An 11892-nucleotide genomic window follows, 5' to 3' on the forward strand; every position below is an offset into this window, starting at 1 on the left:
CGCACCGGGAGGTCGGCGGCCTGAGCGGCACCGGCGGCGGCGAGGGCGGCGGCAGAGCCCAGCAGAAGGCTTTTCACGAGCGTCATCTTGTCGGTTCCATCTGGGCCGAGGCCGGCCTCATCGTCGGGAGGGCCGTCTCGCTGCAGTAAATCTGTCCCGCAAAGGGCTACCGACCCAGAATGAGCCGAAAATGAGAAACCCTCCTCCGGCGTGGTCTTCGACGCTGCCGCGGTCCTGTTCCACCAGTCCTGTTGTGGCGGTGCAACAGTTCGCATCCCCGCTGCCGCCGTCGATGTCTGAACAAAAGTCCGAACGTCGGCTTGGGACTTTTCAGAGTTACGGATTTGTGACACGTTGCAGAGCGTCGAAGCTGCTCAATCGCGCGTTTGTGGTCTCCGGCTGGATCGACGGGGCAGGTGGGCGGCTTCAATAGTGATGGATCAGGATCCTGCCCCGAGGATCTCTGCAAGCGGCGAGACCGTGGATGCGGCACCGGCACGGTCATTCCCAGACGCAGGCGGAGGCCAAGGACCGGCAACCGCCCCCGACTCTGGCCGACCCGGTCGCCAGCGCCAGGCTGCTGGTCGACACGCTCGCGCCAGCCATCGACCGGGCGGAAGCCGCCGGCCTCACCATCATCGCCCGGCATCTGTCGCGAGGCCTGGACCTCGCGCGCCGCATCGTCGCCTCCAGCGACAGCCGCCAGGGTTGAGGCGCGGCACAGCCGGCTTAGAGCCGTCGCCGCTCGCCTTGGCTCGCGACTTCAGCTCTCGTGCCATGTTTTTGCGAGCATCTTCACGCCATCAGGTGACGCGACCTGATCGCGATCTGCTCTGGACGCCCGACCGCCGCCGGCAGGCCCCCGCGCGAGACGCCGCGGCCGGCTTGCAACGGTGGCCGGCGGCGCCATGTGCTGGCAGGGCGACACGGAACGGTGGCGGACATGTTCGTTGATTTCCAGGACCAGTGGCGCCCGGGGCCGTGGGAGCCGAAGCGGCCGCCGGGCCGCCTCACCAAGCGCCAGGAGCGGGTGATCGGCTGGCTGGTCGGCATCAATCTCCTGCTTCTCCTGGTGGCGCCCCTCGGGGGGTCGACGCTGGTGGCGGCGTTCATCGCGCTCCTGGGCGGCTGAGCCGGACCGCGGCCGGCGACGCCCGATCCCGCCCGGTGCGAGGGCTCTTCCGGGCGGCTTTCGTCGCGCCGGGCCTGCTCGAGACCCGGTCCGCCTGCGGACCACCCTGTCGGACCCGTCCGGGACAGCAGGACCGCCCGCCCCGGACGGGGTTCAGTCGTCCCATGCGTCCGGCGACACGCCCAGCAGCAGGTCTTCGACATTGATCCAGGGCGTCCGATGGCCGGCGCCGTACATGCGGTCGGCCACCTGTTCGAGCCGCGTCCGGTGGGCGGCGAAGCGGCGGAGCATCTCGGCGCCGTTCCGGGCGTGGCTCTCCTCCAGCTCGTCGACAGCGTCGCGGAACACGTGGCACCGCACCGGCCCTTCGCGGCCCTGCATGGTGAAATGCAGGCCGAAGGCGTCGAGAACGGCGGGAAGGTCGGTGCGGGTCAGGCGCAAGGCGGAGGTGGTCCCAAAGCAGAGTGCGAGATCGGTCGATCGGCCGCGTGGCCGGGCGGAGTCCGTGGCGCCCCTGTCCTCGGCATCCCTGTCCTCGGCGGCGCTTCCGTGGCCGCTGCGACGGGGCCGGTGGCGACGGACGTCGCAGGCTCGGGCGACGGCGCCGCCCCGATGGACCGGGACAGGACGCGGCCGATGACGCGTCGCCGTGACGGGCTCGCCGCCGGACCTGAGCCATGGTGCACGGGGCCGACGATTGTCAACCGCGCTCACCATCGCGCCGGCTCGCTTTCCGACAAGATTCCGTTACGTTGACCCATCGCTGCATCGGTCCAGGCGCGCAGCGACGGAGGGCGAAATCGCCCCTCGCCTGAACGGCGAGGCGCTCATGCCCCAATACTTCTTCGATGTGCGCGATGCCGACGGCTTCCACCGTGATCCGATCGGCGACGAGTTCGACAGCTTCGAGGAGGCGCGGCAGCAGGCGCAGGCCCTCCTGCCGGACATCCTGCGCCGGGAACTGCCGGACGGTGAATATCACATCGTGGTCTGCGACGTGCGGAACGCGGACGACCGCGTCATCTACCGAGGCGAGATCAGCTATCGCGGGACGCTGTTCCGGAACTAGATGAGATGGTCGGCAGGTGGATCGCCGAGGCGGAAGCGTTCGAGCCTCCGTCGGCGTCAATCGGCGGCCTTCGCGAGTCCCCGCAGGCGCAGACCGAGCCCGGTTCCGTCGTCGACTAGGAACGTGATGCCCTGGTGTTCCAGCGCGTCGCGGATCTTGCCGGCGGTTTCATGCGAGACGGCGTCCAGCTCGGTGGTTTCGAACCGCTTCACAGACGAGACCGACACCTGAGCGGCTTTGGCGAGATCCGCCAGGGACCAGTCGAGCATGCCGCGCGCGCCGCGGACCTGGCCTTTCGACAGGGCGATAGACATCGATTGTCCTACGTCAGCGCGGCGGCTCGGCCCGTCCAAACAGCAGATGACCGATGTCAACCGGCACCGCAATAGTACGATCCTACTAATAGTCTGGTTAAATTTACCCATTCGGGCGTGGCAGGTCCAGGCTCGGCGCGTCGGCTGCAGGGCAGCGCCGAACGAGGCTGACGTGGGGCGGACAGCCCCGTCGCCGGCGGAAGGGTCGCGGGCGGTGGGACGTCGGCGGCGAGGCCCGGGTCCCCGTCATGCCGTCCTTGACGTTACGTTACTTGTGGCCGATTAACCATGGCATCGGTGTGACGGGCCAGTGACCGGTCGGGGAGACGTAGCATGGCGAGCGTGAGTCCATTGGCGAAGCGGCCTCAGGAAGCCGCACCTCCCGAAGCCGTGGACCAGGTGGAGATCGACACCCTGATGCGCCGCTTCTTCGAACAGAGCCGGGGCGAGATCGCGGAAGCGCCGAGGCCCGTCGAGGCCGTGCCGCCAGCCCGCGTGTCGCGCCCGCGCCGTGATTTCGAGATGGCGACGGAACTGCTCCAGCGCGCCGCCCAGGCCTTCGATGTGCTGGTCAAGCGCTGCCAGCGGCTCGAGCGCGACCTCGACGAGGCGGGCGAGCGTGCCAGTGTTCAACTGGCCGCGCAGGACGACACGATCGAGCAGTGGAAGCGCCTCGGCGCGGGCTTGAAGGCGCAGCTCGAAACGTCGGAGCGCGCGGCGGCTGACTTCAAGGCCCGGTGCGAGGCCGCCGAGGTGCGGGCCGCCAGGGCGGAGCAACGGACCGCCGCGTTGGAACAGGCCTCGTCGCAGGCGGCCAGCCAGGCGGCCCTGGCCGAGGAACTGTCGACCAAGCTGCACGACAGCGTCGTCATGGCTTTCGGCGTCGGGTCCCGGGCGCATCCGGTGCTCGAAGCCGTGGCGACCCAGGCGGCGGCGGAATAGAGCCGGATGCGGTAAGATGACGTCGAGCCTATGACGCGATATCGGTGTCTTGCCCATGGACGGTCGGCCGTTTAACCGGCACACTGCCGCCATGGCCCGCACCCGATCCTTCGTCTCGCCCGTCACGGTGCTGATCTCGGCCTGGCCCTGCCTCGCGGCGGCGCAGCCCACGATCTCCCCCGACCTCCAGCAGGAAGCCATGACCTGCGCGGGCGAGGCCATGCAGATCTGTCCCGACGTGTGGACGGCGGAAGACCACGGCCTCGCCTGCATGACGGGCAAGCGCGCGGCCTTCAGCCAAAGGTGCCGGGCGGTCTACGACAAGGTCGACCACGCCCTGCATCCCCCGGCGACCTCCCGGTTCGAGTCGGGCCACGACCGAGCCCGGCCCCACGAGGAATCCCGCTAGAGCAGATCGCGATCAGGTCGAGTCATCTGATCGCGTGAAGATGCTCGCAAAAACATGGCACTGGAGCTGAAGTCGCGAGCCAAGGCGAGCGGCGACAGCTCTAGGGCCAGGGCCGCCGCCGGCCAGAACGGCGGCGCCAGCGTCCGCCCGTACGCAGCCTCTGCAGGCAGGGTGCCGGACACCGCGTGCCGTGCCTCGGACCGGTTCGTCGGCACCAGCCGGCCCATCGCGCGTCCGAAGGCCAGAACAGGTCCGGCCCCTGCGCCCCCAGGGGCCACCCTCGAAGCCGCTCCAGCTCTTGAAGACGACGGCCCGACGGGGTTCCCACCCTCGCGTCGCCCCCTTGCCGGCGATCGCCTGCACCACCTCCGCGACGTCGAGCGCCCTCGGCCCGGCGGCGATGCCGCGTGGTCCTCGTCTAGAGCAGATCGCGATCAGGTCGAGTCACCTGATCGCGTGAAGATGCTCGCAAAAACATGGCACGAGAGCTGAAGTCGCGAGCCAAGGCGAGCGGCGACGGCTCGAGCCGCCGCCACATCGCTCGCGAACGAGGCCCGAGCGCCTCGGCGGCCTCCTCGAGCCGGTCGAGCGTCGTGCCGTGACCGTCGTCGCCGTCGGGGAACCCGCTTCAGCTGCGAATCGAGAGCAGTCTCATCGACCCGGAGTCGCCGAAGCGACTTCGGGGAAGCCGATACTGCTTTGAAACGTCCCGCGACGGTCTTGTCAGCGATCGCGTGGTCGGGAGACTGCCGCTGCCGATCCCTCGCGTTTTATTCAATTCACGAGCGACGATGTTTCAACAAATTTTCATCCCGACGCGCATTCTAGGGTCGAAGAATCACCGTGAGGTTTCAGTGCTCGATTGCATCACCTACCAACCGCCGCGGACCCGTATCATGCGATGGCTCGGCGAGATCGGCCCGAACTTGCCGGCCGACGTCCAGGCGCGGCTCCGTGCCGATTTCTACGTGTCCAAGGGCCCGCTTGTCACCGGAGCCGTCAACACCACGGTCGTGGCTCTGGTCGCGTATTACCGGTCCGGTAACGTCATCTTCGCCGCCCTCGCCATGGCCGACGTCATGCTGCTGGCGCTCCGTTTGATGCTGCTGAAGCGCGTCACCGCCCCCTCCGACCCCGTCTTCGCCACGGGCCTGCTCTGGGCGTGCCTGCAGGGGGGCACGATCATCCTCGTGGTGGCCTCGTCGGACATGGCGATGTCGTTCTTCATCCTGGCTTCCGGCTTCGCTGCCATCGGCGGCATCATAGGCCGCAATTTCGCCGCCCCGCGCTATGCCATGACCCAGGTCCTGGTCATCGACCTGAGCTACAAGATCACCTTCTCGATCCTGCACCCGGAGTTCCTGCCGCTCATCCTGGTGCAATCGGGGGTTTTCTTCCTCATGAACCAGGCTGTCATGAGGCAGCATCGGCTCGCTTCCATCCAGGCAATCACCGCCGAAAGGGAGAGCCGCCGACAATCCGTCACGGACCCCCTGACCGGCCTGGTCAACCGGCGCGGCCTCGAGGAAACCTTCGACGCGCTGTCGAAGGCAGGTGTCGAGCGCACGCTGTTCTACCTGGACCTCGACGGCTTCAAGCAGGTCAACGATCGTCTGGGCCATGCCGCCGGCGACATGCTTCTGCGCGAGGTCGGCCGGCGGCTCCGCGACGTCGTGGAGCCCGACGGCGTCGCGTGTCGCCTCGGCGGCGACGAGTTCCTCATCCTGACCGGGGCGCTGGATGCCGGGGCGGCGAGTGCGCTCGGCGCAGGGATGATCGCCGCCATCGCGAAGCCCTACGACATCGAGCCGGGCGTCCTGGCCAACGTCGGCGTCAGTCTCGGCGCCGTCATGGGCGGGAGCGGCCAGGGACTCGGAGAGCTGATGATGAGAGCCGACAGGGCCCTCTACGTCGCCAAGGCTTCCGGCAAAGGTCGTTGTATCCTGCATTGCGACGCCGACGCGTCCATGCCCCAGGCGGCCTGACATGGTCGGTCATGGAGGTATCTGAGGACTGGTGCCGGCTTCCCGATCTCGGATCGCCACCATCCCCTGAGAGGGCTCCGGCGCCCTTTCGGTCGGACGCGCTGTCCTGATGCCGAAGCCGATGGCCGGGAGGTGCCGCAGCGACGCCGCCGGTCGCCCGTCGCGTGGGTCTCGCCTCGCGTGACAAGGGTTTGTCGTGACAAGGGTTTGTGCACCTTCGTGTGACATGGTCACGCAAGGTTCGGCGGGAGTTGTGCTTGGAGGACGAGGGACGACAACAAGAGGCTGCATGTTTTCGGACTGAGTAGGTGCATCGGTGCTGTCTATCCTCGCAGTGTTCCTCAAGTGGAGGATCAAGACCAAGATCGCCGTGGCCTTCGGCGTCATCAGCGCCATCACGGTGGCGGTGAGCGCGGCCGCCGTCGTCGGCTCGCGCCGCTCCGGTGAGCTGGCGACCCGCACCTACGACGAGACCGTCGTCACCACGGCCTATGCGAGGGCCGCGTCCAGCGACTTCTCCAGCATGCGAGCCGAGTTGGCCCATGAGTTGATGTCCCCCACGGCCGCGCGGTCGAGGGCGCGCGACAACGTCGAAGTCCTGCACCAATCCTTCCTGCAGGACCTGGCGACGGCGGTTTCGGCGTCGTCCTCGAACGAGATCGGCGCCGTCGCAACCGATCTGCGCCGTGTCGAAGGGGAATGGATCGCGATGGCCCGCGCTCTCGAGGAGCGCTTCCGCACGGACCTTTGGGACGCGGCGGAACTGAAGGCCCACGTCACCGAGCGTGGCATCGACGACATGGTCGCCAAGGTGTCGCGCGCCGGTTTCGACTACCGGACGGTCGCGCGCTCCACCGTCGCCCGCGACACGCAGGCCGCCGTGATCGGGGCGGGGCTCGCCATCCTGATCAGCGGCATCGTCGTGTGGATCCTGTCGAGCCGCATCAGCGGGCCGTTGGGCGCGGCGTCACGGTTCGCCGGTGAGATCGCCAGCGGCCGGTTCGACAGCGACCCCCCGTCCATCACCAGCGATGAGATCGGAGACCTGACCACCTCCATGGTGACGATGCGCGACGACCTGCGCAGGCTGATCGAGCATCAGGCCATCCTGCAGGAACAGTCCCAGGCCCGGGTCGCGGAAGCCCTCGACGGCTCCAGCGAGGGCGTCGTCATCGTGCAGGCCGACGATCTGGTTCAACTGGCCAATGCCAGGGCGCTGGACTTCCTGGGCGTCTCGCCCGGCAAGTCGCTTTCGGGCATCAGCCGGACGGGCCTCATCAAGCAGCTCGTCCGCCCCGGGGACGACCGCAGCCCGCTTCTGATGATGTCGGGAGATGGCCCGGAGAGCGAAGAGTTTCTCCTCGCCGATGGCCGTTGGGTGCAGAACAGCCGCAACCGAACGGCCGAGGGCGGCATGGTGGCCCTTTACACCGACGTCACGGAAGCGCGCGCGCGGCGGGACCAGCTCGCCGCGGCGCTCGCCAACCTCGACGGCGCCATGGCCAACATGTCCCAAGGGCTCGCTGTCTTCGCCGCGGACGGGACGTTGAGCCTCGCCAACCCGCAGTTCTACCTCCTGGTGAGGGTCGATGCAGAGGCCCACGGGGCCGGCACGCCGTTCGACAGGTTGATCGGCGCCATATTGGGCCCCCTCGACCTCGCGCCCTCCGCCGTGGCGCGCCGGGGCCGCCACGAAGGCAGGCTGCTGAAGCGGTCTCGCACCTTCGTCAGGACGGTCAGCCTCGGCGATGCGGTGCTGGCCATCCACTATGCGCCGATGCCGGAAGGTGGCTGCCTGGCGACCGTGGAGAACGTGACGGAGAAGCGCAAGGTCGAGGAGCGCATCCACTTCCTGGCGACGCACGACGCCCTGACCCGGCTTCCGAACCGGACCCGCTTCCAACAGAGGGTCGAGGAGGCCATCAACCGCGCCCGCCGCGGGAAAGGCTTCGCCATCCATTGCCTCGACCTCGACCGGTTCAAGCAGGTCAACGACACGCTCGGCCACGCTGTCGGCGACGCGGTCCTCCAGCAGGCCACGGGCCGCCTTCTTGCCATCGTGCGGGAGGTGGACGTGGTGGCGCGGCTCGGCGGCGACGAGTTCGCCATCCTGCAGGCCGACATCGACGACGAAGCCTCCTGCGCGACCCTGGCGAAACGCGTCATCGAGGCGTTGAGCCAGCCGTATCTCGTCGACGGTCACGACGTGTCCATCGGGACCAGCATCGGCATCGCGCTGAGTCCCATCAACGGCGACGATTACGGAACTCTGCTCAAGAGCGCCGATACCGCCCTCTACAAGTCGAAGGACGACGGCCGGGGCACGTGGAGTTTCTTCTCCGACGAGCTCAATCGCAAGCTCGTCCAGCGCCGCGAACTGGAGCAGGACCTGCGATCGGCGCTCGCCGAGGCCGAGTTCGAACTGCACTACCAGCCGCTGATGGAGACCACGTCGCAGAAGGTGTGCGGCTTCGAGGCCCTGCTGCGCTGGCGCCATCCCGCCCGAGGTCTGGTATCGCCGGCAGAGTTCATCCCGGTCGCCGAGGACACGGGGCTGATCCGGGAGATCGGCGCCTGGGTCATGAGGACCGCCTGCCAGGAAGCCGCGGGCTGGTCGGTGCCGGTCCGCATCGCCGTGAACGTGTCGGCCGTGCAGCTGCGCGAACCGGACTTCTGCCAATCGGTGCAGGACTGCCTGCGAGCCTCCGGGCTGCCGGCAGGGCGGCTCGAGGTCGAGATCACCGAATCGGTGCTGATGTCCAACCCGGAAAGGACGGCCGACGTGCTCCGCACGCTGCGCGACATGGGGGTGAGCATCGCCATGGACGATTTCGGCACCGGCCATTCTTCGCTCGCCAGCCTTCACGCCTTCCCGTTCGGCAAGATCAAGATCGATCGGTCCTTCGTCAACGACCTCGGGGAGCGTCGCGGGGCGGACCAGATCGTCCGCGCCGTCGTCATGCTCGGCAAGACGTTGAACATGCGGGTCACGGCCGAAGGCGTCGAGACGCGGCGGCAGTTGAGCTTCCTGAAGGACGCGGCCTGCGATGAGATCCAGGGCTTCCTGATCGGTCGGCCCATGCCGCGGTCGCAGATCGCGGAGTTCCTGGCCAAGGCGCAATCGGCTTTGCCCTGGGCCGCGTGAGACGAGCCATGGTGGGATCGCCCGCATGAACCTGCGCGTCCCCGGCACGGTCGGCTTCGCCGTCCTGCTCATCGCGGCGGCGGCCTATATGGCGGTGCCGAAGGAGAGCGTCCCCACGCTGATGGGCGAGAACGTCGGGCAGATCCGCAAGGATGCCCTCGCGCAATTCCCGATCGGGACGCCGGTCGAGATCGTCGCGACAGGACTGATCGCCAACGGGTTCGCCTGCGACCTCGCTCCGCGGTTCGTGGAAAACGTGACGACGAGCGTCGTTCTGTGCAACTCGAACGGCCGCAGCGGGGGGTTGTCCTCGGCCGTGTTCATCACGGTGATCGCCCGAAGCGGAGCCCTCACGGATTTCGCCGTGTCCAACGGGCCTTATTCCCAGGAGGCCAGCGCGCTCGCGAGCCTCTCCGACAGGGGCGGGAAGCACGTGTCGGACCTTGCGCGGTGACCGGCCCTGATCCGAACGTCCAATGCGCTTCACGGGGCGTCGACAAGCGCGACCGTGGCTCGGCCACGTGCTTCGCACGTGTCCCGCCCATCGTCCCCGCATGGCTCCGGTAGAGCCACGCTCCATGGTGCCTCAAGCCTCTCGTGCATGCCGGCAAAGGCATGGCAAACGCGAGAGCGATCGGCGTTCTCGGACGTCGTGTCGGCGCTTCCAGGCCGATGACGCTGCTCTCGACTCTCGACCCTCGACGTGGCGCTGGACCGGACCCGACGCAGGCGAAAGCACTCTGGCGGTTCAGGCCGCCAGCCGGGACACCGGGTCGGCTTCGTAGAGATCGGAAACGTGAGCTTGGTGTCCCTTGTCGAGCAGGAACCTGACGGCGATCGCCAGGATCTCGACCGCCGTCGAGCCCGTGACGGTCGCGATCACGGTTTCGGACGCGAACCGACCGTCGGCAAAGAGGTGCAGCAGGATCGCGAACGATCCCGGGGACGCTTCGTGCAGCTTGAAATCGAAGCGGATGCGATCGACACGGCTACGCATGGGCCACCCCCGGAGCACTTGAACCTCGTTCAATATGAGGGAGGGTGGATGGCTATGGTTAACGCGCGATGAAGACGCTGCGCACCGGCTTCCGCAACGTCGCGCTGCACCCCCGAAATAGAGAGCGCGATCCGATGAGCATCCCGCGCCGCGACAGCGCGCCAGTCATGGCGCGTTCCGACGGTGGTCGCGTGTCACCACCTTCAGCAGGGCGAGCCGAAGCACATTCAGGTCGGGACGTTGCCGGTCGATCGGGTGGCTGTCCCGCGCCGGGACGGCGTGATGGCGCTCACCGACGATGTTCAGCGATCCTGGCGCCGGCGTTCGTTGTCGTCGTGCCACAGGATGGCGGCGACGAAAGCGCCGTCGATGGCGAGGAGGAAGATGCCGAAGTCATACGTGTCGAGGTGGATGTGGTCATGACCGGTCAGCGTGCGCACGGCGATAAAACACCAGGCGATCGCAGCCCACAGGGCGACCGAAGCGACAAAAACCGGGCCCAGGGCGCGCAACATCTCGTTCCTCCGTCGGCGCCGCCCCCCAGCGCTCTATGAATATCTTATGAACAAGCTGCTCCAGGACAGAGGGGAGGTCAAGCGCGCTCACGGGCGGGTGGTGCCCGATGCGCCGAGTTGGGCAAGATGGCCGCGACGGTCCCGCCCCGCGATCGGCGGCGCGCGCCTGCGGCCCGTCCACCGATGGCGCAGGCGATAGGACGATCTGTTGGGAGAGGACGGCGCGCCCCGCAGGATTCGAACCTGCGACCCTCGGGTTCGAAGCCCGATACTCTATCCAGCTGAGCTAGGGGCGCCCGATGCGGCCCGCTGGCGCGGGTCAAGGCGTGATGATGGCATGGATCGCGGGGTCGCGCTCGGCTTTTTTGCGGGGCGCAGGGGCCGGCACGGGGGCGGGCGTCGAGGCCGGGACCGGGGCCTTGCCGGAATGGGCGGGGTGGACCGGGTCGTCGTGGGGCGTCACGAGGAAGCGGCGCGCCACCGCGGCATAGCCGTCGTAGACCAGCGCGCCGTTCCCGGCGATGAGCCGGGCCCGGTTGGCTCGGTACCAGCCCGGCAACGCGTACCAGGGCACGAGGGGCCGCTCGTGATGGGCGGCGTGGAGGTTGTTGTAGAGGAACAGGAAGCCCAGCACGGGCGCGTTCTCGACGATGGCGGTGCGCTCCGCCACGCCCTCGGCGGCGCGGTGCTCGGCGAAGGAGCGGAGCAGCAGGATCGACGTGCCGGGATAGACGAGGCCGAACACGTAGAAGGCCGGGTCCATGCGGCAGACGCCCACCACCCAGGCCAGCACCGCCGCGGCCGCCACCGCGTGCCAGGCCCAGATACGCCGCGCCGCGCCGCGGCCGGCCCACACGGCCCGGGCTTCCGCCGCGAAGTAGCGCGCCACGATGAAGGCCGGCCCGAACAGCAGGCGGCCGAGCAGCGTTGTGTTGAAGCGCACGCAGCCGCGCCGGAGCGGCCCCAGCCGGGCCCAGGCCGCGGCCGACCAGTATTGCGACTCGGGGTCGTCGAAGGGGTCGGTCAGCGACTCGTCGCGGTGGTGGACGAGATGCGTCATCCGGTAGGACTCGAAGGGCAGCCACAGCGACAGCGGCACCCCGGCGAGGCCGCGATTGATGCGGCGCCAGGGTGTCGGATGGCCGTGAATGAACTCGTGCTGCATGGACGAATGCAGCGCCAGCAGCGGTGCCCCGAGCGCCACCACCACGGCGACGGGCAACTGGGCGTGCCAGAAGGTCAGGGCCAGGAAGCCGCCGTAGACGCCGCAGCACAGCGCCACCGAGGGCCATTCGACGCCGCGGCGGCGCCGTGCGGCGGCGGGTCCCGTGTGGGACGGGCCCGTGGCGGAGGTGGGGGTGTGGTGGGCCAAGGCGGGCTCCGG

The 11892-nt window shown here is 68.4% G+C and carries 13 protein-coding genes and 1 tRNA gene; 8 read left to right on the forward strand and 6 right to left on the reverse strand.

Features of this window, described 5'->3' with window-relative positions; translation table 11 throughout:
- Positions 1 to 484: 484 nt before the first annotated feature.
- A complete protein-coding gene (locus D3272_RS24145; RefSeq protein WP_129221798.1) occupies positions 485 to 712 on the forward strand; it encodes a hypothetical protein in 228 nt (75 codons plus the stop codon).
- Between the two features lie 231 nt (positions 713 to 943).
- Entirely contained in the window at positions 944 to 1132 is a 189-nt protein-coding gene (locus D3272_RS24150; RefSeq protein ID WP_129221799.1) for a hypothetical protein, read from the forward strand.
- 153 nt (positions 1133 to 1285) lie between these two features.
- Here the strand turns inward: D3272_RS24150 and D3272_RS27525 are convergent, their stop codons facing one another.
- A complete protein-coding gene (locus tag D3272_RS27525) occupies positions 1286 to 1573 on the reverse strand; it encodes a DUF1488 family protein (protein WP_165361507.1) in 288 nt (95 codons plus the stop codon).
- Positions 1574 to 1961: 388 nt separating this feature from the next.
- Between D3272_RS27525 and D3272_RS24160 the strand changes: the two genes are divergently transcribed.
- Positions 1962 to 2201, forward strand: a complete 240-nt coding sequence (locus tag D3272_RS24160; protein WP_129221801.1) for a DUF6894 family protein — start codon at positions 1962 to 1964, stop codon at positions 2199 to 2201.
- A gap of 56 nt (positions 2202 to 2257) precedes the next feature.
- Here D3272_RS24160 and D3272_RS24165 read toward each other — a convergent pair whose 3' ends face one another.
- Positions 2258 to 2515 carry a helix-turn-helix domain-containing protein gene (locus D3272_RS24165; protein WP_129221802.1) on the reverse strand — a complete coding sequence of 86 codons (258 nt, stop codon included), beginning with the start codon at positions 2513 to 2515 and terminating at the stop codon, positions 2258 to 2260.
- A 333-nt stretch (positions 2516 to 2848) separates the two neighbouring features.
- On the opposite strand from D3272_RS24165, the gene D3272_RS24170 reads away from it, so the two are divergent.
- The 5 genes from D3272_RS24170 to D3272_RS24190 all read left to right on the forward strand — a co-directional run bounded on the left by D3272_RS24170 (position 2849) and on the right by D3272_RS24190 (position 9450).
- Positions 2849 to 3457 carry a hypothetical protein gene (locus tag D3272_RS24170; RefSeq protein WP_129221803.1) on the forward strand — a complete coding sequence of 203 codons (609 nt, stop codon included), beginning with the start codon at positions 2849 to 2851 and terminating at the stop codon, positions 3455 to 3457.
- 91 nt (positions 3458 to 3548) lie between these two features.
- A complete protein-coding gene (locus D3272_RS24175) occupies positions 3549 to 3866 on the forward strand; it encodes a hypothetical protein (protein ID WP_129221804.1) in 318 nt (105 codons plus the stop codon).
- 896 nt (positions 3867 to 4762) lie between these two features.
- Positions 4763 to 5851: a GGDEF domain-containing protein gene (locus tag D3272_RS24180; RefSeq protein ID WP_165361508.1), complete on the forward strand. Its 1089-nt coding sequence runs from the start codon at positions 4763 to 4765 to the stop codon at positions 5849 to 5851.
- 316 nt (positions 5852 to 6167) lie between these two features.
- Entirely contained in the window at positions 6168 to 8996 is a 2829-nt protein-coding gene (locus tag D3272_RS24185) for an EAL domain-containing protein (protein WP_129221806.1), read from the forward strand.
- Between the two features lie 25 nt (positions 8997 to 9021).
- A complete protein-coding gene (locus D3272_RS24190) occupies positions 9022 to 9450 on the forward strand; it encodes a hypothetical protein (RefSeq protein ID WP_129221807.1) in 429 nt (142 codons plus the stop codon).
- A 294-nt stretch (positions 9451 to 9744) separates the two neighbouring features.
- On the opposite strand, the gene D3272_RS24195 is transcribed toward D3272_RS24190, so the two are convergent.
- The 4 genes from D3272_RS24195 to D3272_RS24210 all read right to left on the reverse strand — a co-directional run bounded on the left by D3272_RS24195 (position 9745) and on the right by D3272_RS24210 (position 11880).
- On the reverse strand, positions 9745 to 9993 hold the full coding sequence (locus tag D3272_RS24195; protein ID WP_129221808.1) for a hypothetical protein: 249 nt from the start codon (positions 9991 to 9993) through the stop codon (positions 9745 to 9747).
- A 302-nt stretch (positions 9994 to 10295) separates the two neighbouring features.
- On the reverse strand, positions 10296 to 10508 hold the full coding sequence (locus D3272_RS24200) for a hypothetical protein (protein WP_129221809.1): 213 nt from the start codon (positions 10506 to 10508) through the stop codon (positions 10296 to 10298).
- 222 nt (positions 10509 to 10730) lie between these two features.
- Positions 10731 to 10804, reverse strand: a tRNA-Arg gene (locus tag D3272_RS24205).
- Between the two features lie 23 nt (positions 10805 to 10827).
- Positions 10828 to 11880 carry a fatty acid desaturase gene (locus D3272_RS24210; RefSeq protein ID WP_129221810.1) on the reverse strand — a complete coding sequence of 351 codons (1053 nt, stop codon included), beginning with the start codon at positions 11878 to 11880 and terminating at the stop codon, positions 10828 to 10830.
- Positions 11881 to 11892: the final 12 nt, after the last annotated feature.

The organism is Lichenibacterium ramalinae (assembly GCF_004137085.1).
GTDB lineage: Bacteria > Pseudomonadota > Alphaproteobacteria > Rhizobiales > Beijerinckiaceae > Lichenihabitans > Lichenihabitans ramalinae.

Coding starts and splice junctions, on each gene's coding strand:
- D3272_RS24145 (WP_129221798.1), top strand. CDS start 485: ATGCGGCACCGGCACGGTCATTCCCAGACGCAGGCGGAGGCCAAGGAC.
- D3272_RS24150 (WP_129221799.1), top strand. CDS start 944: ATGTTCGTTGATTTCCAGGACCAGTGGCGCCCGGGGCCGTGGGAGCCG.
- D3272_RS24160 (WP_129221801.1), top strand. CDS start 1,962: ATGCCCCAATACTTCTTCGATGTGCGCGATGCCGACGGCTTCCACCGT.
- D3272_RS24165 (WP_129221802.1), bottom strand. CDS start 2,515: ATGTCTATCGCCCTGTCGAAAGGCCAGGTCCGCGGCGCGCGCGGCATG.
- D3272_RS24170 (WP_129221803.1), top strand. CDS start 2,849: ATGGCGAGCGTGAGTCCATTGGCGAAGCGGCCTCAGGAAGCCGCACCT.
- D3272_RS24175 (WP_129221804.1), top strand. CDS start 3,549: ATGGCCCGCACCCGATCCTTCGTCTCGCCCGTCACGGTGCTGATCTCG.
- D3272_RS24180 (WP_165361508.1), top strand. CDS start 4,763: ATGCGATGGCTCGGCGAGATCGGCCCGAACTTGCCGGCCGACGTCCAG.
- D3272_RS24190 (WP_129221807.1), top strand. CDS start 9,022: ATGAACCTGCGCGTCCCCGGCACGGTCGGCTTCGCCGTCCTGCTCATC.
- D3272_RS24195 (WP_129221808.1), bottom strand. CDS start 9,993: ATGCGTAGCCGTGTCGATCGCATCCGCTTCGATTTCAAGCTGCACGAA.
- D3272_RS24200 (WP_129221809.1), bottom strand. CDS start 10,508: ATGTTGCGCGCCCTGGGCCCGGTTTTTGTCGCTTCGGTCGCCCTGTGG.